Origin of the sequence: Chroococcidiopsis sp. SAG 2025 (genome assembly GCF_032860985.1) — a bacterium.
Classification (GTDB): Bacteria; Cyanobacteriota; Cyanobacteriia; order Cyanobacteriales; family Chroococcidiopsidaceae; genus Chroococcidiopsis.
Genome location: NZ_JAOCNC010000001.1, coordinates 3,484,393 through 3,506,095 on the forward strand (window position 1 = coordinate 3,484,393; position 21,703 = coordinate 3,506,095).

Sequence of the window (21,703 nt, forward strand, 5' to 3'; positions counted from 1 at the left end):
TGGTTACTGGTCACTGATAACTGATTGAAAGTTTCCACTTGAATTTTGAAATTGGAGCAAAAAAATGACTTTAGGCTACCACAGACGAGCAGTAGGCACATTTGAGCGGCGTAAAGATGCGGAACGCGCCCTGAATGAATTAAAGCGTTCTGGTTTTGGGATGGGTCGGGTTTCCATCATCGCCCAAGATGCAGACAGCAAACCTGATATTGCTGGTGTAGATGTCGAAGATCGCGATCGCGTCGGCAACAAAGCTGATGAGGGCGCAGCAACTGGAGCGGTGACAGGCGGAGTTTTAGGCGGACTGACTGGCTTACTGATTGGACTAGGCACTTTAGCAATTCCTGGTGTTGGTCCAGTGATGCTAGCGGGCGAAGTTGCTACAGCCCTGGCTACAACTGCGGCTGGTGGTGCGATTGGTGCGGCTGCGGGCGGTTTGCTAGGCGCACTAATTGGCTTGGGGATTCCCGAGGAAAGAGCCAAAGTTTACAGCGATCGCGTTTCTAGAGGTCATTATTTAGTTATTGTGGATGGCACTGACGACGAAATCGCCCACGCAGCCAAAATTCTCGGCGGTGGCGGGATTCAAGAATGGGGTGTATATAACAACCCAAATGCGACCACTACCCGCACCGATGTTGTGACTGATGTAGAGCGCGTGAATTCGACTAGACCGGCTTACCGCACCGAAGGCATTGTCGATAACGTCAATACCGCTAACCCCACCTACCGCACCGAAGGTAGTGTTGACGACGCTCCTGAAGTTATTATTGTCGATCGTCGGGACAAAACTCACTGAACCAGCATAGTATCGACTTGTTCCAGGTAATGCCTGCGTTTGCCCCTGGAAAGTTGTTTGAGGAGACAGTGGCTCCCAGTAGCTACTTTTTCCAATTAGGGCAGGTAGAAGTTAGCTACTTGAGAAGTGATGAGGTGCGATCGCTCTGGTTCTAAAGAATAGCTTCAGCTTGCTAAATCGATCGAAGCATCTCGGTGAAATCGAATCACTCGGGAGAGTGAAATTCGATAATGGGTGGAAGGACATACTGTCAGTGCGATACTATCTCGCTCGGAAACTAGTATCTGCTTGACAGTACAGGCTTGTCTTTTGTTATTGCAGTAAGCAATAATGCGATCGCCGATTTGAATATCCAATACTTGAATTTTCATGACTTTGCTCTGTTAGGGTTTTCCTAACGTTTGCTAAATTCCGCATGTGGTACAACAATGATGCCATTTCAAGCTGTAAAAACTGAAATTTCAGACAGCTAGCTTAGTAGCGGGAACGTCTTTTACGCTGCTTATGCTTAGCGAGTTCCTTACGTTTATGTTTTTCAATTGGCGTTTCAAAGTGACGATGTTTCTTGATGTCTAAAAAAATCCCTGCTTTAGAAACTTCGCGCTTAAATCGACGCAAGGCTGACTCAATTCCTTCATTTTCACCCAAAATAATTTGTGCCATCTATTTTCCTCTCAATTGAGTAAATTAGGATAGAATTTGGGCAATTTATCCTGAAATTAAGTTGTTAGCAAAAAAGGGTAGACTCCCGATCTACCCTTAAACCTTAGAGTTAAATTATCTGTCTTAAAGCTTAGTAGCGACTAGAGAAATTACCTCTGCGATTACCACCGAATGAGCCTCTGTCTTCTCTAGGCTTTGCCTTATTAACCTTGAGGTTGCGCCCCATCCATTCAGCACCATCGAGAGCATCAATGGCGGCTGTTTCTTCAGTATCTGTATCCATTTCCACAAAAGCAAAGCCGCGCATCCGACCAGTTTCGCGATCGGTTGGGAGTTGCACCCGCTTGACAGAACCGTACTCTGCAAAAGCAGCACTGAGGTCTTCTTGCGTTACCTCGTATGATAAATTGCCGACGTATATAGACATATGATTGTCTCCAAAATCAAAAGGTGTAGAGATTTAGATTTCGGAGAGAAGCCTGTTAATTTTAAAAACAAACGATATAACCGAATTTTAGTCTCACTCACTATACTAGCGCACTATTGAACTCTCGCACGAGAGCGATCGCGTCGGAATGGGCGTATTGAATACATTTTAGTTAGCGATAAAAGACCTTCGCCATATTTTAACAAGCTGTGTAGACGCTCCCTCCGGCATCGCTAGATGTATGCGCTCAAAAGCCTTTGGTGCTTTGTTTTGTGGAACTTTGCTCTTGATTTATCTAGTTGGAATCTAGTCAAAAGATACATAACTCCGATTGAGTGCGGTCAAGACTAGTCGTTGAAATATTCAAGCAGATTGACAGAAATATTTTGTTATAATAATTTACATACGCTTACACGAGGGCATCCATGCGCTACACCGATAAAGAAGGGAATACCCTCAACCTGAATGAATGTATGACTGCCGATAGCTTCTTGATGGAGCCTGATATTTATACCTGCGAACCACTGGAAATGCATTTTAACCAAAAAGGAGATCTCAAAGCAGGAAAGAGACCGAAGAAAGCAGTAGTTAGCAAATCTTTGTAGTGGCAATTAGCTCAGTATGACAATAGCGAGCGAACTAGGTATCTAATCCTCAGACAAAGATATCTAGCTAGACTCGATCTTCTAGTTTTCGCCCCAGTGGGGCAGGAGTCAGCGATGAATCAGCCCATTAAATTATCTGTAGAGCAAGAATTTAGCCTCAGAAGCTTTGCCGACCAAGTGCAGCAGATGTCCCGCGAACAAGCCCAGGAATTTTTGATTGTGCTGCATAAGCAAATGATAATTCAGAAAACAATGTACCAGGAATTTCTGAAGCATGAGTGGCATCTGGACTAGGGTGGAATCTCCAGATACAGTCGGGAAATAAATCACAGCTGTAAAACACCTCCCGTCAGAAAAACTGACCTGAATCTAGAGGTCACTTGATTATTGTTTCCCATCTCCTGCTAGCATCACTGTTTGAGTACCTGCTTAACTAGCTGCTTAGCATCTGCATTCAGTCGAAGAACTTTCATAGACGCATTTCTATGTTCAGCAGCCTAACTAGTTTAACTAATCCTATGGGAAGCGATTGGGGAGAGCGCCTACTCAACACTGTTGCTAACAAAACAATTCGCTATCTATTCACTCAAAGCGAGTCAGTAGAAGGCTCGATCCACTGCTATCTTTCCAGTAAACTCTTGCAGGGTAGCATCGATAGCTTCAAAATGAGCGGTCGGGGACTCGTTATCCGCCAGGAATTTCGGGCGGAAGAAATGACCCTCATCGCTGATGCCGTAGCGATTGACTTCAGTAGCCTTTTGCGCGGCAAACTGGTTTTAGCGCAACCCACCCAAGCTATTGTTCGAGTCACTCTCTCAGAAGCAGGGATCGATCGCGCTTTTGGGGCAGAGCTGGTGAAAAAGCGCCTTCAAAACCTCTATCTACCTGCTTTATCCGATATATCTGGTGGTAATTCAATCTCTTTTGAAGCTGTGCGGCTACAGCTAATAGCCAACAATCGGGTGCAGATTTGGGCTAATGCCGATCTAAGCAACGGCGAACTCGTGCCGATTAGTCTGAGTGCAACCATAACCATCGAGCGACGACGCCGCCTTACTTTTTGCGAGCCGAAGTTTGAAGCAGATAGCGTACCAGAATCTCAACGAGAAATCTCTCAAACCCTAAGCATCATATTGGTAGAGATTTTAGATCGCATGGTCGATTTGGATCGCTTCGATCTCGATGGCATCACGATCCGACTCAACCAATTGGAAACCCAAGAAAAACTATTGATTTTCAGCGGCTACGCCCAAATTGAGCGCATCCCCGCCAACTCCTAGTTTGCTAGTAAATCAGGTGCTGACGTGCATCAGTGCTTTAACTGGTAGCGTCGCTTCTGCCAGTGGATCGTAACCTAGCTGCTGCGTAATTCGCTCCCTTGCTAAAGCGCGGTACTCCCAGAAATGCTCTCCAGCCGCACACAGCCCCAGATACATATTCAGAACTTGAGGTTTCGCACGCACGATTACCCACAGCTGTCGCCAAAATTGCGCCCGAATTTCAGCTCGTCGCCAGCCCTGATGCCAGATCAACCGTGCTAATAGCCGCAGCCCCTTGCCTGGAGCAAAGTGCATACTCTGCTTTCGCCCAGCCGGGGGAACAATGCTAAGGCATTGTTCAAAACAGCGCTTGAGATAGTTTGCGGGTTCGTACAACATCCAGAAGCCTTCTACATACTCTCTAGCAATTTCAGCAACTGGTCGAGTGGGAATGAAATTCATCAACGTGTTCTGATCCCCGACTTGGGTGACACCAACGCTCTCTAATAAGCGCTGTTCTTTTTCCAGCCGATTCCAAAGGGCAGTATTGGGCAATGCTTGCAGAATTCCTAGCATTGGTTGAGGAATACTAGTTTGTTCCACAAATGCTTGAATTCGTTCTCCAGCACCCGAGCGTTCTCCGTCAAAGCCCAGGATAAAACCTGCGTAAATTAACAATCCTGCCTCATTAATCTTGCGACAGGCTTCTATTAGCGGGTTACGGGTATTTTGCAACTTGCGAGTGGTTTGCAGGCTATCAGTATCTGGAGTTTCGATACCAAGAAAGACGGCGTAGAACCCTGCTTCTTGCATGAGTTGTAGCAGTTCATCATCCTCTGCTAGGTTAACCGAGGCTTCAGTGATGAATGTGAAGGGATAGCTGCGTTCCTTCATCCAAGGAATCAATTCTCGTAGGAACCGTTTGACATTGCGCTGATTCCCAATAAAATTGTCGTCAACGATGAAAAGCGACCCCCGCCAGCCTAAGTCGTAAAGATTTTGCAACTCTGCTAAGGTCTGACTTGGTTCCTTAGTGCGCGGTTTACGACCATAAAGCGTGATAATGTCACAGAATTCGCAGTTGAAGGGGCAGCCGCGAGAAAACTGAATTGCCATCATGAAGTAGGCATCCCGTTGGAGCAGATCGAAGCGGGGAATCGGGCTAGTGGTAACGTCAGGCTTCTCGGTAGCGCGAAATATTCCTTGTTCTTGACCTTAGGAAAGTGCTTCTAGAAATTGCGGGATAGTTAGCTCGCCTTCATCCAGCACCAAATAATGCGCTCCAGAGGCGAGGGCATCTTGAGGGACTGAAGTTGGATATGGTTCCCCCACTGCCACCTTCTTGCCCAACCGTACAGCTTTTTGAATCAGGGCGTGGAAGTCCGGTTTCTGAACCAGCATGGCAGAAAGAATAACCATGTCGCACCACTGCCAATCGCCATCTGTTTCCTGGGTTACATTACGGTCATAAAACCTAATTTCCCAATCCTTTGGCAGCATTGCTGCAACTGTAATAATTCCCAATGGCGGAATGACTGCTTTGAGTCCAGCCATTTCCATACAGCGATCGTAAGACCAGAAAGACTGGGGAAAACAAGGGTAGAGCAAGAGTGCCTTCATATACGAAGTTTCCTCGTATGGACTGGATTTTAAGTGTGAAGAAGCGCGATCGCATCAGTGATTTCTACTTCATCGCTAAAGCAAAGATACTAGTGGGTCATTTGGTATGAGTGTTGCCATAAAAAGGATGGTCAATTAAAGTGAAGATACATAGTTTTTCAGGTTGTGATGACACGGCAAAAAAAAGCACCTTTGCGACCGTTAAGTGATGAAGAACAAACCGACTTGAAAAAACTGAGCCGTTCTCAATCCCAATCATCTGCTAGTGTCATGCGGGCCAAAGCGATTCTAGCCGTGGCTCTTGGGGCTGATTACACGAGTGCAGCGCAGTTAGTAGGATTACGCTGTGGTGATACGGTCAGCAAGTGGGTCAGTCGCTTCAATGTTGAAGGCTTAGCTGCCTTACAGCCTCGACATGGCGGTGGGGCAGTAGTGCAATACAGCGAACCAGAAAAACAACGCATCCTGTCCGAATTTCAGCGTCAACCAGAGCGGCAGAAAGAGGGCACGGCAACCTGGTCAGTAGCTACACTTCAACGGGCTTTGCGTCAGGCTCCTGATGGCTTAACCCAAATCAGTACTTATACAATTTGGCAGGTACTCAAAGAGGCGGGCTATAGCTGGCAAAAGAGCCGCAGTTGGTTAAAAACTGGACAGGTGAAGCGCATACGCAAAGGCAAGCTAGTAGTAGTAACTGACCCAGATACCGTGGCAAAAAAAAACTGATAGAACGCGCTTACACTCAGGGACAGAAGCTAGGCTTGAGTGTGTGGTGCGAAGACGAGGCGGGACCATTTGGCACTGCTCCTTACCCTGGTAGCAATTGGCAGCCAGTAGGTAAACCGACACGGCAAGAACATGAATATATCCGTAATGGCACAGCCAAGCTGTTAACGCTATTCCATCCCGCTACTGGGCAAGTACGAGTTAAGGGTGTTACCAGTTGTACCAATGCTGTGTTGCACGAATGGCTCAAGCAAGAATTAGCTAGTGTTGTACAATCACTGCCAACTCCAGCTCGATTACTCAAGCCTGAAGAAAATCAACGGTTATGGAAAAGTTGGCAGCAGGGGTTGAAAGTACGCTTTACACTCCCACACGACTTACCGCCACTGCGAATGTTGCTAGTGATGGATAACTTGGTCGGACATAAAACTCCCCAGTTGGTATTGTGGCTGTGTGCTCATGGCATCATGCCGCTCTACACACCTCTTGGCGGTAGCTGGCTGAATATGGCTGAGTCGATTCAACGAATTCTCAAACGCCGAGCTCTAGAGGGGCATCATCCGCAAACAGCCTATCAAATTATTGAGTGGTTGGAAGCAACTGCTTTTGGATGGAACCAACAACCAACGCCGTTTGTCTGGGCAGGATTACGAGCGCAACGTCGAGACAGAGCGCGTCAAAGATTTCACTCTCTTGGTGGTTCTGGTGCCTGTACGCATCGTCCTCTTCGGCGGACAACTATTGCCAAAAATAATGGCAACACTCATACCAAATGACCCAATAGCAATTCCAGCGGCTTGCCACACCTGAGCAGCTGGGCGATGCAGCACCGCAAAGATTCCTGTTAACGATGTAGCAACCAGATTGGCTGGAATCAGAAATGCACAAATGCCAATGCAGTAGTGCCTGAAAAACTCAGCTAATGTATTGAAGTCGAACATTAATTCTCCTAAGTGAAGCTGTCAAATCTTAGACAGGGCTTCGACATATATCTCAAATAATAGTGGGATTTTGAAAGGTTCGCATCCCTAAATAGAACAACGTAAGGCTTGAAAAATAGCATTAGCCTCTTTAACAAGCCAAGATTCGAGTGCGCGTTATGAGGCTGTTGGTGGTAGGACAATTTTTCGAGCTAACCCCATTTGCTTCAGGAGCAGAATTGTCCACCAGGTCAGATCGATTTCCCACCACTTCCAACCCGCTTTTGCCACGTTGGGATAGGCATGATGGTTGTTGTGCCAGCCTTCCCCGTAGGTGAGAATTGCTGCCCACCACAGGTTACGAGAATTATCATCGGAGTCATGGCTGCGGTAGCCAGTGATGTGACTTGCAGAGTTGATCAGCCAAGTACTGTGCCAGAGCAAGACTGCTCTTACGAATAGTCCATAGATAACGAATGACCAACCCCCAAGCAGGTATAGTCCAACTCCGAGTGGGATTTGCAACAGCAGATAGTAGCGATCGAGCCAACGGTAGAACGCATCTTTTGCTAAATCCGGTGCAAATTTCCGGTTGGATTCGTACTCAAAAAACTCTGGACGTTTGTACAGCAGCCAACCCATGTGGCTCCACCAGAAACCCCGTTTTGCAGAGTAGGGATCTTTGTCAATGTCTTCGGTGTATGTGTGATGCCTGCGATGCCCCGCGACCCAAAAGAGCGGACCACCTTGCAACGCTAGCGAACCGATCAGGGCGATCGCGTATTCCAATCCCTTCGGCACTTGCAAACTACGATGAGTTAGCAATCGATGATACCCCAAGCAAATGCCAATACTGCCAAATAACCAATGGAGGAAGATTGCTACTCCCAGAGCCGACCAGGAGAAAAACCAGGGTGCTAATAAAGCTATAGCATGAACTGCCGCAAAAAACGTTATGCTCGTCCAATTCAATACGAGCGGCTGACCATTTCCGCGGTCAGTTTCAACCATATTCGTCGTCATGAAAACCTTACTTATGACTTATGTTTCTCATCCTAGCCAAGTGTTTTATCGCTCGTGTCCGCCTAGAGTTTGAAGTAGCTGTACTGCTAAAGTAGAGAACTACAAATTATTGGAAGGTTAAGTCGAATACAAACTATCTTCACAACTTCAAGCTGTTGAGCTTGGCAATAACTACAGCAGGTCTCAGAGCTTGAGCTGATTGGTCATTGCGATCGCTATACAGTGGTTGATAAACTGGCATTTCTTGATAACAGTGACTACAACGCCAGTAAATTCCTGCCAAATCTATATGACGGAGCAAAATGTATGAACAACAAGGACATGTAGACTTCCTCAATTTAGATTGCCCAGCATACACGGCTAGATTCTCTCGGCTGTTTTCAGTTGTATAATGAGCCAGTGATTGAAGAGACTTATTTAATAAAACTTGCATTTTTCTAACCTATGTTTGTTAATATTCGATTTAATTCTTATTGGGATCGCAGCAATCTAAAGTTGAATCCATAGCTCTTACCTGCACTTCAAGTTTAAAATCTTTCGATTAAGCCCTTAACTACGTCTTTTTTCGGAAGTGACTGCGATCGCAATTCTGAAGCAATAAAGCGGGCAAAGTCAGATGAGACAATTAGTAGAAATTAAAATAAAGATCGTTTGAATCTCGCGGTAGTAGAAACCTACTCGCAACAGTACGCATGTCCCATTTTTTACTGCACTGCTGCGTTCTTGTTGATTAAACGGCTAGAGAAATCAAAAAAGCAATTGCTTCCCGCTGAAAATATTTTCTACAAGCGGCTCAACCAAACGTCTTTTAACTCAATCCTAGCTCTATTCACTGTGAGGATACGACCCATCCATTCAATACCTCTCAGCATCTGAACTGCCGATATTTCTTCGGCACATGTTTCCATTTCTACTACAGCAAATCCTCTGTTCTTGCCAGTTTTATGATTTGTAGGTACATGAACTTGTTTCACAGTTCCATACTAAAAATATCCGCTTGAGGTCGTCTTCTTCGACTTCAGAAGATAAATTTTCTATATAAATTGACATAAAAAACCCCCCAAACCTATTAGGTGTAGAGCTTTAGATTCGGGAAGATGTCTATGGCAGAGTGTCTAATGCTTAGTCACGTAGCCGAAAATAATTCTCGTTGATTTAATCTTAGCATAAAATGCTCGATCGCGCTTAAAGAAATAATTCTTGAGCAGCTTTTTCAGTAGCTTTTTAACTTCTTCAAACTCGCGTTTAACAATCAATACAAAGCTTCTACCTTTTGTCGAAAGGCAATTAAAGCGTGCTTGCCATGATGCTCTTTAAGTGCCAATAAAATAGTATCTGACACTTCTGGCGACACAATTGTCTTGATTTCAATATTAGTGTTGTAGCCTGCCATGTCTCCCAAGCGTCTGCCGTGACCACCCTCACCTTGCACTTGAATGATAGTATAGCCACTTACATTGTGACTTTTTAGTAATTGGACAATGCTATCTTTGAGTACTGTTTCGCCGATAATAGTAACCAGGACGGCGGATTGAACTGGGGTGGCTTCGGGTGACATAGGAAACTCCACTTTGGTATTTAGTTTTACTCTGTGTCATTTAACCAATTTTATCCGACCAGATCGACCAAAGCTTAAATCGCTCGGCAGAATTCCGATCGGAGTTATGTTACATAGACTTAAAATACTTAAATCGATCGGCAAAAGCCCTCGCTCTACTGCATAGCACCGATTAAGTAGTCGAAGTAAGCACCTACTTCGCCAGCGTCTTCTCCAGACATCATCGTGCTGGTGACATTCTTCATGGCTCGGACGCTCTCGACGACAGCTTCGATAGGAGTCCCCAGAGATCTGTACATTTGGCGGACACCAATCACCCCAATTTCTTCAATCGGCGTAGCATCACCAGCCACAATAGCGTATGTAATCAAACGTAGATAGTAATCCATGTCCCGCAAACAAGTTGCAGTCATTTCCCGACCGTAAGCATTTCCCCCAGGAGAAACAATGTCCGGTCGCCTTTGGAACAGTTGACTTCCAGCTTGTTTGATAATGCCTTCCCGATTAGCAGTCAGCGCCTGAGCAAGGCGCAGGCGGCGATCGCCACTCTGGGCTAAGCTCTTAATCTGCTCTAGTTCGCCAGGGGTAGGATAGCGAGTTTCTGCGTCTGCGTTAACAATCAACTTCTTGACAATACTCATGAATGGATTCCTTTAAAGAAATGAGAGCGAATTTATTCAAGCTATCGCGATTCAATGTAAATATTAGGTCTAAACTTTTTGTTGACTTAAGCCTAATATAGCGATCGCTTCTTTGTATTCAGTGTATTTTATTTCCTATTTTGAACCTGGCTCAGCAAGTTGTGTAGTTTCTCACCCTCGATCGCTTCTATATCTAAAAGTTGAGTTGCGATCGTCTCTAGTAATACACTGGATTAACCTTTGGGTGTCCAGACAGCTTGAGTTCTTTGCCTCCAATTGAGTGTGAATTCCTGATGCGGCTTTTTCCGAGCGAATATGACGCGAAAAACGAAGTATGAATCCCTTCGGCTTGATACCCCGATCTGGGTAGTCCTTTAAGTCAGTCCAAGAGTGTATATAGCCGAGACGTTGCATTTTTCTGGCAAATGCACGGTGCGCTCCGCGTCCAGGATCGACGATTATGACATCCACTTGACTACTAGAGTGGCGATCGATAAATGAAGATATCAGCTCTATCTGTTGATGTTCATATAGAATATCGCTGCCGATTATTAAGTCAAACTTTCCCAAGCTCGGGTTTACTGTGTTCCAATTTCCAGTTTTAAAGCATATGGGAGCTAAAGAGTTGAGCATACAATTCTCAAGCAGAAAAGACTGAGCAAGAGGATGGTAGTCGCTCGCAGTAATATCTCCGCCGAGTTGTTCGATCGCGATGCTAGGTAGACCAATACCGCAACCAATTTCAAGAATACGCCTTCCTTCAAGTGGCTCTTGAAGCATTACCCTTGCCAAAATCTTACTCATGGGCCATATTTGCCCAAATAGAGACCACATAGCTGAGGAGATTCCGAGCCGCAGAGCTTCCTCATGTGGATCTGAAAACTGTTGGAGATCGAGTAAGCTTTGAATTGTGTACTCTACGCCACCAATGCAAATTGTCTCGAATTTTACTTTGTAGTGATGTCTTGAGATTAGAAATAGCTCCAAGAATTAGTTAGATTTAACTGTGTATTAATTTGTTAAGCTCAAAAGATTCATTACAGCTTATTTGTCAGTGAAGCTGACCTAGCCAACGGCAAAGGCGCGATCGCAGTCAGCATCATAACAGGGTAACTGCTAACTCATAGAAGATTCCAGAAGTGAAGAAAGCCTTGACTAGAAAATACTTCAATTAAGATGACAGACAAAAAACCAATCATTGCTAAACGACCGTTCCAAATTTCAGACTGGGGTGTAAATCCCCAAAGCCAAGCATTGCGATCTTTAAGCGAAGAAGTAAGATTTGTGTTAGCAGACATAGTTAATACTCCAATTTTTGTTAGCGATTTGCTTGGTGATGTAAAGTCTTTACTGTTTCTTGGTTTTCAGCGAACCAAAATCTTGCTCTATTTGCCAATCCTTTTTCAGAATTTCTTTGGATATCATGTTCTGAATTATCATTTGCTTGTACTGCAAGATCGATAACTCTTGAGCTTGTTCGCGAGATATTTACCTTACTGGGTCGGCGAAACTTCTGAAGCTAAATTCCTGCTCTAAAGTTAATTCGATAGTTCGATCCATAGCTGCCTCCTGTACCCAATTTAGGGTGAAAACTGCCAGCCGATGTTGCATTAGGAGCTAGAAATCTAAATCTGGAATCAATCGACTCGTAGTGTTAACATCTTGCCAAAAGCAAAGGCAGTTAACCCAATTGACGTAGCGATCGCAACAGTAAAGACATCTTGGAAAGCATTACAACATTACTCTCCAGATATGGGGTACTCAGATAGAAAATCGACTCTTTAATCGGGTAGATATCAAACGTACCTTTGCGATTAGAGGCACACAGAGCTAGCTCTCCTACTTTTCACCTCGCACAATCAATGTAACATACTATTTACATATTTAGATACCTAGAGCTGATTGTGATGTTGCTTCTACCTTTACCAACAACTATGCACCGATCGCGCAGAAGGTAGAGACGCAAAATTTTGCGTCTCTCAGCCAAACTAGATATTAAAGTTGGGCGGTAAGATAACGCGATCGACAATGTGAACCACACCATTGCTAGCCGGAATATCTGCTTGGGTCACGGTAGCATCATTGACTTTCACAGAGTTAGCAGTTTGGTCAACTTGAACGTTGACATTTGCACCCTCTACCGTTTTTACCTCTCCCGATTGCAGTTGATTGGCACTCACTTGACCAGGGACGACATGGTAAAAAAGAATCTGGGCAAGCTGTTGGCGATTTTCTGGTTGTAGCAGGCGTTGTCGAGTTTCTGCGGGAAGGGCATTGAAGGCATCATCCGAGGGTGCGAACACCGTATATGGACCCTGAAGTTCTAAGACTTCGTTGGCATCTGTTTCATCAATGACAGAAGCAAGGGTTTTTAGCGAAGGATTTGCTTGCACTACATCAACTACATGATTATCATCTGCCTCTGCTTGCCCAGCAGGAGGGGTTGTAGTTCCTGGTGTCGCGCCTGGTGTTGGCTCAATTGGGGATGTTGTAGCACCTGGGGATGGCTCAGTCGCGGTCGGAGGGGTCTGTGCTGTTTGTTGTGGTTCGCAAGCAGCGATCGCTGGGAGAATCATCAAACCTGCCGCGAGTCCTGCTAATTTTTTCATCGTCTGAGTATGATTTTGAACCTTCATCCGATCTATCCTCTGTTTTTGAAATTAAATTTTTACGAATGTTAAATTAGGAGCGCAAATTCTCTGGAATTTTTTCTGGTACAGTCCACAAGTAAATCGTTCTGCCGTCTATCTGCTCGACTCTTTCGGGCTTCCAGTCACCCATGCCATAGTTATGAGAAACAATACGAGTTCCTGGCTTAAGTTCTTGCAACAGCTTGGGACGCAGTTTGAGATTGTTCTGTGTGAGTAGATAAAGCGTCACGACCGTTGCTTCGCTCATGTCGGTTTGAAACAAGTCTTGCTGGCTAAACTGGACGCGATCGCTGACTCCTGCTGTTTTTGCATTCCGATTTGCCTCTTGCACGAGTTGAGGGTCGATCTCTATACCTACTCCCCTTGCCCCGTATCTTTGAGCAGCAGTTATGGGAATTCGTCCATCTCCGCTACCAAGGTCGTAAATCACGTCATTCTTACCGACATTTGCCAGTTTCAGCATTGCATCTACCACAGGCTGAGGTGTTGGGACGTAGGGAATACTGGACTGGTATTCTTGGAGTGAAGGTGTAGAGGTTGTTGTTGGGGATTGAGTTGTTGAAGTCGGTGTTTGTGCCTCAGCCTTTAGTTGAGATGACGTGTATCCCACTATGCCCAAACTGATAACACTCACACCTGCAACTAGTCCTAGCAGTATTTTTTGTAATTGCACGAACTGCACTCCTGTCACTCATGTTTGTCGAAAAATTAGCGATCGCTAATTGCTTTGATACCACTGTTACAAAGGAATACCAAGTCCTACCACAACAATACTTATCATTGCTCCGGTGTCCGTGTACGCCAAACTGGAGTAGAACAAGTAGGCACAGGCATCTCATACCAAAACGCATCTTTTTTTAAAGGTTGGTCTTAGACTGCAAATCTTTCGGTGTTTGCTGGGGTACAACCCAGTAATATATGGTTCTGCCACTGACTCGTTCCACTCTTTGAGGCTTCCAATCTCCCATACCGAAAGCGTGGGAGACAATTCGAGTTCCTGGCTGGAGTTCTCGCAATAACTTCGGTCGTAGCTTGAGATTGATCCGAGGTAACAGGTAAAGGGTAACTACCGTAGCACTACTCAAATCTGTCTTAAACAAATCTTGTTGGCGAAACTCTACTAGGTCAGTCACTCCAGCTGCTTTTGCGTTCTTTTTTGCCTCTTGGATGCGCCTGGGATTGATGTCTATACCCACACCCCTAGCACCATACTTTTGTGCAGCGGTAATGACTAAACGTCCATCACCACTACCGAGATCGTAAACGACATCATTGCGACCGACTTGAGCAATTTCTAACATTCGCTCTACAACAGGCTGAGGTGTTGGTACGTAAGGGACATCCAGTTGCCGTTGTAGAACTCGAACGCCAGGATTGAACTCTGCTTGGGGTTCTGTACCAAATCGACGCTGTTGCTTGCATCCGACAAATACTAAGCTACCAATACTGATACTGATGGCGAGTAGCCGTAGCATCTGTCGTTGCTGCATACGATCGTTTTCCTCCTAGCGGAATCGATTGACTATAACAGAAGAACTTTACGGTTTGGCAGGGGGTGCAGGTGGACGTGTCCGTGCTGGAGATGTAACGCGCTCGCGCCCAGAATTGTGGTTGAGGCTAAACTGAAGAATGCTCCTTGCTTCATAGTCGCTTGCTTCCAATATCCTGTTTCTAGCTTTGAAAACAAAAATGATGCAAATATGACAGCACTCGACAGTTCTTACAATCCTTCAAAGTTGTAACCAACACCAATAGTCAGTCCTACACTAGTACTGTCAAAGAAGCCGACATTCACACCAGCATTTGCCGTCAGTCGATCGCCGATAGGTACGTCAGCACCAGCAGTTACCATTGGTCCTACATCGCTGTTGTCTCCTGTGGCGATCGCTAAACCTCCTCCTACATAAGGTGCGAAACTAGAGATTGCTTCTGTCGCTGCTCCTGTAGGTTGCACGGTAAAGTCATAAGTAATTGGAATCAGAAAGGTAGTATTGTCCCCAAATACGACAGCAGGGCGGGCAGAGACAGCTTCCGTGAATCCGATTTTACTGATAACTGTGAAGTTACCGATACCCAAAGCCGTGTCGCCACCGCCCAGACCGATGTTACCGCCAACTCCAACATAACTGGAACCACCACGAGTAGCTCTACCTGGTTCAATTGCACCTGGAGTGGGTTGAGTTGGTGTAGTCTGAGTTGGTGTAGTTGCAGGTGGTTCTGTAGTTGGGGTAGTCGGTTGAGTGCTGGGATATGTCGGCTCAGTAGTAGGAGTTGTGGGTTGAGTCGTAGGATAAGTAGGGTCAACTTGAGCTACTACAGAATTTGTAGGTTCATTTCTCAGTGCAGCCGCTGAAGTTGAAACTTTCGTATCTTCTGCGTTGTTACTAGGGGTCTGAGCTTGAGCTGACAGTCCGCCTGCCAATACAGCTACGGTGGCGATCGCGATGATAGTAGAAATCTGCTGAATAGGTTTGGTGTTCACGAGCGTTCCCTCAAATGTTTCCAGAAGTAGCTAATAGTGCTATTAACTATGGCAACTGGTTTGAAAATTACCTAACTTTCTGTATAGCTGTCTTTAGCATCACAAACAAAAATGATGAGAAAATGACAACGAAAGATAAAGATTTCAGTTTTAAGAATATTTGACGAGCCATGAAATGAAGAGTGTGAAGCTCTAATCTTAGTTTTAAGTTTTGATTTGTCTTTGCCAGGAAAAATCTCTAATACTAGATATATGCCTTTAGAGACGCGAGGATAATTTATGTTTACTTCTCAGTCAGATTCGACCACAGTAACATTCAAGATAATTCTTTAGAACGAGTTTTAAAACTCTCTTTCTAAGCACCGAGGTAATAGCGGCTGAGCGCCCCAGCTATTGCACCAAAACTAATGGCAAGAGGGGTGCGGAGTGCAGGATTTTTTAACACATTTCAGGATTCCGGCGAATTAACCAACGAATTGGTTATCTTCAACGACAATTACCGGAATCGGACTCGATTCTAGTACCACTTGAGAAACCGAACCGACTAAAACTTCATCCCAAGGTCGATAATCGTCGCGCTAAAGGCGGATCGAATGCGATCGCAAAAAATCTGATTGCCATCACAGCCAAGTAGCCCGAGAAAATTGGCAATTTCTCTGCCGATACCACGAGCAACAGAGCCAAACTTGCCGCTACCAACGTATCTTGTACCGCATTCTGCGTCCAGTTTTGCTTTGTTAGCAAAGATACCAAAAGCTGCGCCGTCAGCAGCCCTAGTAAAACTCCCAGCACAATTTGGTAAATAATTTGCAATGGAAGTAACTGCAACGCGCTTAAAGTTAAACCTCCAGGTAACCTTACACCTGCTGCACTCCCTTGGGAAAGGAATGTCAATAACAGGCTAAACACTAATAGCAGCAAAACATCTGACAGAGCGCTACCCGTCAAAATCGCATCGGGAATTCCTTTGTTTACGCCCCAACCAAGACTTTTCAATCGCAACATTCCTGGCACGATCGCATCTGGAGACTCTGCCCCAATGATGCAACCCAGCATTAATCCAGTGAGAAAGTCAAACTCAAAAATTGTCATTGCAGCCAAAGCAACAGCTATTGACTCACACGCCGCTGGTAAAAATCCCAATCGCAGTGCTACAGATCCTTGTCGGGCTAGCTTTTCCCGATCCAGCTCTAGCCCTGCCTTCATCAAAATCGCCATTACAGCGATCGTTCGCAGAGCGCCAGCTGCCTCCAGAACGCTAGGGCTAATCGCATTTGCCACCTGCGAACCTAAGAAAATCCCCACCAGCACCATGCCTACAAGTGCCGGAACTTTCAAGCGACTAGCAATTTGACCGCCAAAAAAGCCAAATAGCAAAATCCAGATAAAGCTTTCTAACATCGCGCAACTACGGGTTAGCTAACAGTTGAACCGTAACTCACGTTGGAAAGTCAGATTGGCTAGCGATAGCCCTACCCTTCCGCCGCCAGCTGGAACAGTAGAAGCCATCAGCCTCTTGGTTGTCACATCAATTTCCAGATGGCGGTTAAGGCGAACCCCATCACCTCAGATTATTTTTACAATTGTAAAACCATCCGTGCCGTCCATAAGTATATCAAGACACCTAAAACATCAACTACAGAAGTGATAAAGGGAGCGGACATCAAAGCCGGATCTAAACCGAGCTTGCTAAACAAGAAGGGTAGGGCGGAACCGGAAACCGAGGCTAAAAAAGTGATTGCCAGTAGACTGATTCCTACAACTACAGCTACACCTAAACTACCCTGTAGAAAGTAAGCCCATCCAATGACAACTAGCCCTAGCATCAATCCCAGCAGCACCCCGACGGTAGTTTCCCGTGCGACCACTTCCAAGGCTTTTTTAATACCAATTTACTCTTTGACTACGACAAAAGAGATCCCCCCAATCCCCCCCGATCGAGGGGGGCTAGGGGGAGTCTTCTACAGCATAGTTTTAGTGAAATGGTATAAGCTGAACTTCGCTCAAATTTAAGCCGCGAATCACTTCGTTTCATTACTTTGCCCACAGTTTGCTCTGAGCTAGCAGTCAACAAAGAGCACAAGGTGAGGACACCAGTAAGGTAGCGAAACTTATCAGTAGCATACAGGTAGTAGATGGTTTCCGTAGCATTTGCCAAACGGCGAACTTGTTCTAAAGCCCGAGCAACTGTCAAGCTTTCCTTGAGTCTGACTCCGCAACAGTGTTTTTTCTAGGATTTTGGTTCGTCCAGCAAGCTTTTTATGGCATTGCCAGCCTCCAAGCTCCCAGTTCTACAGGTGGTGGCGTTGCATACTGGGCGCACGCTGGGGGTTTCGTATTCGGAGCAATTCTCGCTCCTCTGCTGGGCTTGTACGAGCGAGACTACGATCGTTACGTATCTAAGCTAGTGGTAGTTGAATTTGAAAAGTGGAACCCTGCCCAGAAACGCTTTTCACGCTAATTTCACCGCCGTGAGCGCGAACGATCTGTTGGGCGATCGCTAACCCCAATCCAAAACCGCCTGTTTTACGCGCTCGCTTAGAATCGACACGATAAAAACGATCGAAAATACGAGGTAAATCCAATTGGGGAATGCCAATGCCGCTATCCTCAACTTGAATTACAGCTTGATGAAAACGGGTAAAAAGTCGTAACTGCACGCTCCCGCCAGCTGGCGTGTACTTAAAAGCGTTACTCAACAAATTTACAACTGCTTGTTGCAGTAAGTCTGAGTCGATTTTCACCTTGACTGTATGTTGAGGTAATTGGATGGCAAAATTTACATCTTGGGTTGTGGTTTGGGTTGCGATCTGAGAAGTATAATTATCTGCTAATTCTTTTAGCCAGCTTGTCAAGTCAATCTCTACTAAAGACTGAGTTGTTAATTGCCCTTCATGCCTTGCGAGAAATAGCAACTGACCGATCAAAGCCTCCATCGACTTCGCCACTTTGACAATCTTCTCAAATCGCAGCCGCTGTTGTGAAGGATCGCTCGATTTGGAAATCACTCCAACTTGGGCATTGCTCATCACCGCTGCTAGTGGCGCTCGTAATTCGTGGGAAGCATCAGACGTAAAGCGTTGGAGTTGGTCGTAGCTGTCTCGAATCGGTTGCATTGCTAACCCCGCCAGCAGCCAACCAGCTAAGCCGACAATTCCTATAGTCACTGGTACTATCAGCAATAAAACTAATCGTAATTGGGCTAGCTCTTGCTGTGTAGGTGCGAGTGGAATGGCGACTTGCAGATAACCAATTAACAACTCGCTTTGGTAAACAGGCAAAGTCACCTGGCGCAGCCAGACGGGAGTAGGTGCTGTCTGGGTGTCCTTGCTAACAGTTTCTAGTGTAGAAAATCCAGGCGATACAGTTAGCTCAGATGGGGGTGTCGTACCGAAAAACTGTACGAGTTGCCTTTGAGAGTCGTACCACCGCGCGTAGACAACATCCGTCCCAATGGGTGGGGTATTAGTCCCTACCAGCGGTACATTTTCTAAATTTACTTGCTTTGTCAGTCGGTTATACTCGGCGTTCACCGCCATAACGCTAGTTTTTTTGTAAAGTAGGCGATCGAGATCCTCCAACTCATCTAAGATCGTCAGGTAGTAAATTACCCCTGCAAACACGACTAAAATACCACCCATCGTCACGGTAAACCACAGAGCAATATTAATACGACTGCGAGCAAACCTGCGGTTAAACATGAACAGTGGTAATTGGTAATTGGTAGTTGGTAGTTGGTGAGCGGTTAACGATCCAGAACAGTTTTAACTTACGACTTACGACTTACAACTTGCTCAACGGTAGGTTTAAAGCGATAACCCATACCATATATAGTTTCAATCCAGTCGGCGGCATTGACTAATTGCAGACGTTGGCGCAGCCGTCGTATCAGTGCAGTCACGGCGTTGCTTTCAGGTTCAGAACCCCATTCCCATAATGCTTGTTCGATTTGGTCGCGGCTGAGAACGTGGTTAGGATGACGCAGAAAATACTCTAGTAAATGAAATTCCCTTGGAGCCAATTCTATAGCGATTCCATCTCGTTCCAAAACTAGGGTGTCAAGATGAAGTTGTAAATCTGCCAGCCGCAGAATATCTCCCTGCCACATGGGCGATCGCCTCCCCAATGCCCGTACTCGCGCCAAAAGTTCTAAAATATCTATCGGTTTAACCAGATAATCGTCCGCCCCTGCATCTAAGCCCGTAATTTTATCTGGAGTCGTGTCTTTAGCCGTTAACAACAGTACTGGGGAGGTTTTGCCCGTTTGTCGATACTGACGACATAGCGATACCCCACTTACTTCTGGCAGCATCCAGTCTAAAATTAATAGATCGTAATCTTTTTGAGATAGCAGCCATTGTGCCATTGCCCCATCATCAACACCATCGACAATGTGTCCGGCTTCAGTCAAGGCAGTTTGCAGGGGTTCTAACTGTTCGCTGTCGTCTTCCACCAATAAAATTCTCATAATCCCAGCCTGCGATCGCGTGTTCTGGAGTTAACTATTTTCTGATTATCTTTAAACTAGGAAATATCAACCGATCGGCATATCCCCCACCAGTGAGATTCTCCGATCGACCCTTTGGGAAAAACGCGCTCCAAAATCGCTCCTTTGAAGTACAAGCTCCAATCCCTATCTATGTTCCATTGGTTGCTAAAATTGTCTGTTTTACCGCTGAAGTTTCTGCTACCTTTACCATTACTCTTAACTGCTTTTGGACTGTTTGGCGAGCAACTCACAAATCGAGTGTTAAGTCTTTCCTTCGTGGGACTAGATAAGCTACAAGCTGAAAATTCCCATCTACAAGTACAGTTACCAGTAAAAGCAACAGTGGTTAAAGCTGAAATCGAGAGAGAGCTAGAGTTTACTGAAGTTGAGATTGAGACAACCAAGTCGCCAGTGAAAAAATTGCGATTTGAATTTCCTAATGTAGATGCGATCGCTTTACAAACTATACTTGCTCGCGAATTAAACCTTGCTTCTGGAGGCAGAGAATTACAATCCGGTATGCAAATTCAGGGGCAGTTTAAATTTAGTGTCCAAGGAATATTAGCTCAGATCGATAAACAACAGGGGACGACCAAGGTGGAAATCGTCACTATTGATTCTGCAATTAAAAATTTAAAATTGGAGTTTCCAGTTACGGAAATCGAGCGATTAAAAGATACTATGGTTCAGGAACTAGGGCTATCTCGTCAAGAAATTAGAATGTTAGTTAGCTATAGATTCATTAACTAGTGTAAAGGCAATACAGTAGTAGCTGTTTTTAATTTTTATCAGTTCGCAATCTAGGATTTGTTACTAGGAAAAATATTTAAATCTACGACTTCACCAAATACTAATCCTGTTGTAGCAACAAACATCAAAAACAAAAATGTTGCTAATTTGTCAAAGCCTGAGAATACCATTTCTATTTGCGCCAAAATCATGGCAGCAAAAGGTATGACAATGAGAGTAAAAGAGTTCGTCCAAGTTATTGCTAAAACTACCGATAAGCTAACAATTAAACTAACAGTAATTACGACAAATAGCCCTTGAGAACCAAGACTAGTAAAACGCTCCAAAAGCGGGTTACTTTTCCATGCCACAGCCAAGGCTACAGATATGATGGAAGCTCCCACTAGCCAAATAATGTGGTGAGCGGATAGATACCACCCCAAAAGAGCATAAGCTAGCCAGAGTGTGATGAGAGCTAGAACGGGTAGCTTGAGAAAACATTGAAACTTTAGCATAAGATTCTGTTAAATTATGATAGGCAAACCATCTGTAGCTACAACCTGCGCCTCTAAAGCTTGCACTCGTTCCAAATAACTTTCAGTTTCAGGTGATGGATTTATGCCCTTAACTGAATCGTACAACTGAGTCAGACTAGGAGTAGTTTGTAGGTAAAAGTCTCGCCTAGGTATGTAACTCAAGTCGAAGCATACCAAAACTAAATTGATTAAGCCAATAATAGCTAGAAATTTTTCTAGCCAGCGAAAGCGGCGACTAGCGCGATTTTTGGATGTTAATTTTGCAGTCATAATAATTGCAGCAAATCTTTCAATACTCCCATTATGAGAGGCTTGAACTCCCAGATCGTACTCTCGACTTTCTATTTAAGCTGTTGGCAATCCAGCTTTCTACATTTTTATTTTTATTTTCAGAATTACTCCCTTGTTCTGAACCAGGACGATATTGCAACCAAGCGAATAAGGCTGCACTGGCAACCAGTATCAAGGCAATTCCGGTTACTAACTGAAGCATGATGCTATAACGCATGACAAAAGTGGTAATTGGTAATTGGTAGTTGCTATCGTTTTGACTTTTAACTTTTGACTTTTGACTT

At 45.0% G+C, this 21,703-nt stretch carries 27 protein-coding genes, 5 pseudogenes and 1 riboswitch; of the genes and pseudogenes, 9 read left to right on the forward strand and 23 right to left on the reverse strand.

The features are described 5' to 3' along the window. The first annotated feature begins 64 nt into the window (after positions 1-64). Positions 65-799: a DUF1269 domain-containing protein gene (locus N4J56_RS16855; RefSeq protein ID WP_317107481.1), complete on the forward strand. Its 735-nt coding sequence runs from the start codon at positions 65-67 to the stop codon at positions 797-799. Positions 800-828: 29 nt separating this feature from the next. Then, complete coding sequence (locus tag N4J56_RS16860; protein ID WP_317107482.1) at positions 829-954, forward strand: hypothetical protein; 126 nt, start codon at positions 829-831, stop codon at positions 952-954. 9 nt (positions 955-963) lie between these two features. Here the strand turns inward: N4J56_RS16860 and N4J56_RS16865 are convergent, their stop codons facing one another. From N4J56_RS16865 to N4J56_RS16875, 3 genes are all read right to left on the reverse strand, one after another. Continuing rightward, positions 964-1,170: a hypothetical protein gene (locus tag N4J56_RS16865; protein ID WP_317107483.1), complete on the reverse strand. Its 207-nt coding sequence runs from the start codon at positions 1,168-1,170 to the stop codon at positions 964-966. Positions 1,171-1,273: 103 nt separating this feature from the next. After that, positions 1,274-1,462, reverse strand: a complete 189-nt coding sequence (gene rpsU, locus N4J56_RS16870) for a 30S ribosomal protein S21 (protein ID WP_015154529.1) — start codon at positions 1,460-1,462, stop codon at positions 1,274-1,276. Between the two features lie 130 nt (positions 1,463-1,592). Further along, entirely contained in the window at positions 1,593-1,889 is a 297-nt protein-coding gene (locus tag N4J56_RS16875; protein WP_317107484.1) for an RNA-binding protein, read from the reverse strand. A 425-nt stretch (positions 1,890-2,314) separates the two neighbouring features. Here N4J56_RS16875 and N4J56_RS16880 point away from each other — a divergent pair, with 425 nt between their 5' ends. From N4J56_RS16880 to N4J56_RS16890, 3 genes are all read left to right on the forward strand, one after another. Next, the gene (locus tag N4J56_RS16880) at positions 2,315-2,494 is read left to right on the forward strand and encodes a hypothetical protein (RefSeq protein ID WP_317107485.1); all 180 of its coding nucleotides are present in this window, start codon (positions 2,315-2,317) and stop codon (positions 2,492-2,494) included. 114 nt (positions 2,495-2,608) lie between these two features. Further along, positions 2,609-2,788 (forward strand): NblA/ycf18 family protein, encoded by a 180-nt coding sequence (locus N4J56_RS16885; protein ID WP_039717796.1) that lies wholly within the window; start codon positions 2,609-2,611, stop codon positions 2,786-2,788. Positions 2,789-2,979: 191 nt separating this feature from the next. Beyond that, entirely contained in the window at positions 2,980-3,774 is a 795-nt protein-coding gene (locus tag N4J56_RS16890) for a DUF2993 domain-containing protein (protein WP_410500346.1), read from the forward strand. Between the two features lie 12 nt (positions 3,775-3,786). Here the strand turns inward: N4J56_RS16890 and N4J56_RS16895 are convergent. Next, positions 3,787-5,373, reverse strand: a pseudogene (locus tag N4J56_RS16895) (B12-binding domain-containing radical SAM protein). Positions 5,374-5,541: 168 nt separating this feature from the next. Here N4J56_RS16895 and N4J56_RS16905 point away from each other — a divergent pair. Both N4J56_RS16905 and N4J56_RS16910 read left to right on the forward strand, forming a co-directional pair. Then, positions 5,542-6,099, forward strand: a complete 558-nt coding sequence (locus N4J56_RS16905) for a helix-turn-helix domain-containing protein (protein WP_317105833.1) — start codon at positions 5,542-5,544, stop codon at positions 6,097-6,099. Positions 6,100-6,140: 41 nt separating this feature from the next. After that, on the forward strand, positions 6,141-6,875 hold the full coding sequence (locus N4J56_RS16910; protein ID WP_317105834.1) for a transposase: 735 nt from the start codon (positions 6,141-6,143) through the stop codon (positions 6,873-6,875). Between the two features lie 321 nt (positions 6,876-7,196). Here the strand turns inward: N4J56_RS16910 and N4J56_RS16915 are convergent, their stop codons facing one another. The 14 genes and pseudogenes from N4J56_RS16915 to N4J56_RS16975 form a co-directional block, all read right to left on the reverse strand. Beyond that, entirely contained in the window at positions 7,197-8,042 is an 846-nt protein-coding gene (locus N4J56_RS16915; protein ID WP_410500347.1) for an acyl-CoA desaturase, read from the reverse strand. A gap of 139 nt (positions 8,043-8,181) precedes the next feature. Continuing rightward, positions 8,182-8,475, reverse strand: coding sequence for a hypothetical protein (locus tag N4J56_RS16920; RefSeq protein ID WP_317107490.1), 294 nt, complete (start codon positions 8,473-8,475; stop codon positions 8,182-8,184). Between the two features lie 349 nt (positions 8,476-8,824). After that, positions 8,825-9,092, reverse strand: a pseudogene (locus N4J56_RS16925) (RNA recognition motif domain-containing protein). Between the two features lie 202 nt (positions 9,093-9,294). Then, a complete protein-coding gene (locus tag N4J56_RS16930; protein ID WP_317107492.1) occupies positions 9,295-9,600 on the reverse strand; it encodes a P-II family nitrogen regulator in 306 nt (101 codons plus the stop codon). Positions 9,601-9,755: 155 nt separating this feature from the next. Beyond that, entirely contained in the window at positions 9,756-10,241 is a 486-nt protein-coding gene (locus N4J56_RS16935) for an allophycocyanin (RefSeq protein WP_317107493.1), read from the reverse strand. A 171-nt stretch (positions 10,242-10,412) separates the two neighbouring features. Then, on the reverse strand, positions 10,413-11,075 hold the full coding sequence (locus N4J56_RS16940; protein ID WP_317107494.1) for a hypothetical protein: 663 nt from the start codon (positions 11,073-11,075) through the stop codon (positions 10,413-10,415). A 287-nt stretch (positions 11,076-11,362) separates the two neighbouring features. Beyond that, a complete protein-coding gene (locus N4J56_RS16945; protein WP_317107495.1) occupies positions 11,363-11,539 on the reverse strand; it encodes a chlorophyll a/b-binding protein in 177 nt (58 codons plus the stop codon). Between the two features lie 49 nt (positions 11,540-11,588). Then, positions 11,589-11,729: a hypothetical protein gene (locus tag N4J56_RS41080; RefSeq protein WP_410500519.1), complete on the reverse strand. Its 141-nt coding sequence runs from the start codon at positions 11,727-11,729 to the stop codon at positions 11,589-11,591. Between the two features lie 500 nt (positions 11,730-12,229). Continuing rightward, entirely contained in the window at positions 12,230-12,877 is a 648-nt protein-coding gene (locus N4J56_RS16950) for a fasciclin domain-containing protein (RefSeq protein ID WP_317107496.1), read from the reverse strand. 46 nt (positions 12,878-12,923) lie between these two features. Further along, positions 12,924-13,565, reverse strand: a complete 642-nt coding sequence (locus tag N4J56_RS16955) for an SAM-dependent methyltransferase (RefSeq protein WP_317107497.1) — start codon at positions 13,563-13,565, stop codon at positions 12,924-12,926. Positions 13,566-13,749: 184 nt separating this feature from the next. Next, a complete protein-coding gene (locus N4J56_RS16960) occupies positions 13,750-14,382 on the reverse strand; it encodes a class I SAM-dependent methyltransferase (protein ID WP_317107498.1) in 633 nt (210 codons plus the stop codon). Positions 14,383-14,612: 230 nt separating this feature from the next. Further along, the gene (locus tag N4J56_RS16965) at positions 14,613-15,374 is read right to left on the reverse strand and encodes a hypothetical protein (RefSeq protein WP_317107499.1); all 762 of its coding nucleotides are present in this window, start codon (positions 15,372-15,374) and stop codon (positions 14,613-14,615) included. A 567-nt stretch (positions 15,375-15,941) separates the two neighbouring features. After that, positions 15,942-16,775 (reverse strand): annotated as a pseudogene (locus N4J56_RS16970) (cation:proton antiporter); the annotation flags it as partial. Between the two features lie 91 nt (positions 16,776-16,866). Then, positions 16,867-16,949, reverse strand: a riboswitch (Fluoride riboswitch). A 2-nt stretch (positions 16,950-16,951) separates the two neighbouring features. Next, positions 16,952-17,248: pseudogene (locus tag N4J56_RS16975) on the reverse strand (magnesium transporter); the annotation flags it as partial. A 350-nt stretch (positions 17,249-17,598) separates the two neighbouring features. Here N4J56_RS16975 and N4J56_RS16980 point away from each other — a divergent pair. Next, positions 17,599-17,835, forward strand: a pseudogene (locus N4J56_RS16980) (hypothetical protein); the annotation flags it as partial. Here the strand turns inward: N4J56_RS16980 and N4J56_RS16985 are convergent. After that, positions 17,774-19,075 carry a HAMP domain-containing sensor histidine kinase gene (locus N4J56_RS16985; protein ID WP_317107503.1) on the reverse strand — a complete coding sequence of 434 codons (1,302 nt, stop codon included), beginning with the start codon at positions 19,073-19,075 and terminating at the stop codon, positions 17,774-17,776. The pseudogene N4J56_RS16980 and the gene N4J56_RS16985 overlap by 62 nt on opposite strands. A 68-nt stretch (positions 19,076-19,143) precedes the next feature. After that, complete coding sequence (rppA, locus tag N4J56_RS16990; RefSeq protein WP_317107504.1) at positions 19,144-19,842, reverse strand: two-component system response regulator RppA; 699 nt, start codon at positions 19,840-19,842, stop codon at positions 19,144-19,146. A 171-nt stretch (positions 19,843-20,013) separates the two neighbouring features. Here rppA and N4J56_RS16995 point away from each other — a divergent pair, with 171 nt between their 5' ends. Beyond that, the gene (locus N4J56_RS16995) at positions 20,014-20,613 is read left to right on the forward strand and encodes a hypothetical protein (RefSeq protein WP_317107505.1); all 600 of its coding nucleotides are present in this window, start codon (positions 20,014-20,016) and stop codon (positions 20,611-20,613) included. Between the two features lie 50 nt (positions 20,614-20,663). Here N4J56_RS16995 and N4J56_RS17000 read toward each other — a convergent pair whose 3' ends face one another. The 3 genes from N4J56_RS17000 to N4J56_RS17010 are packed head-to-tail and all read right to left on the reverse strand — an operon-like array spanning position 20,664 to position 21,636. After that, positions 20,664-21,107: a hypothetical protein gene (locus N4J56_RS17000; protein ID WP_317107506.1), complete on the reverse strand. Its 444-nt coding sequence runs from the start codon at positions 21,105-21,107 to the stop codon at positions 20,664-20,666. Between the two features lie 9 nt (positions 21,108-21,116). Next, the gene (locus tag N4J56_RS17005; RefSeq protein ID WP_317107507.1) at positions 21,117-21,398 is read right to left on the reverse strand and encodes a hypothetical protein; all 282 of its coding nucleotides are present in this window, start codon (positions 21,396-21,398) and stop codon (positions 21,117-21,119) included. 31 nt (positions 21,399-21,429) lie between these two features. Next, the gene (locus N4J56_RS17010) at positions 21,430-21,636 is read right to left on the reverse strand and encodes a hypothetical protein (protein WP_317107508.1); all 207 of its coding nucleotides are present in this window, start codon (positions 21,634-21,636) and stop codon (positions 21,430-21,432) included. Positions 21,637-21,703 lie beyond the last annotated feature (67 nt).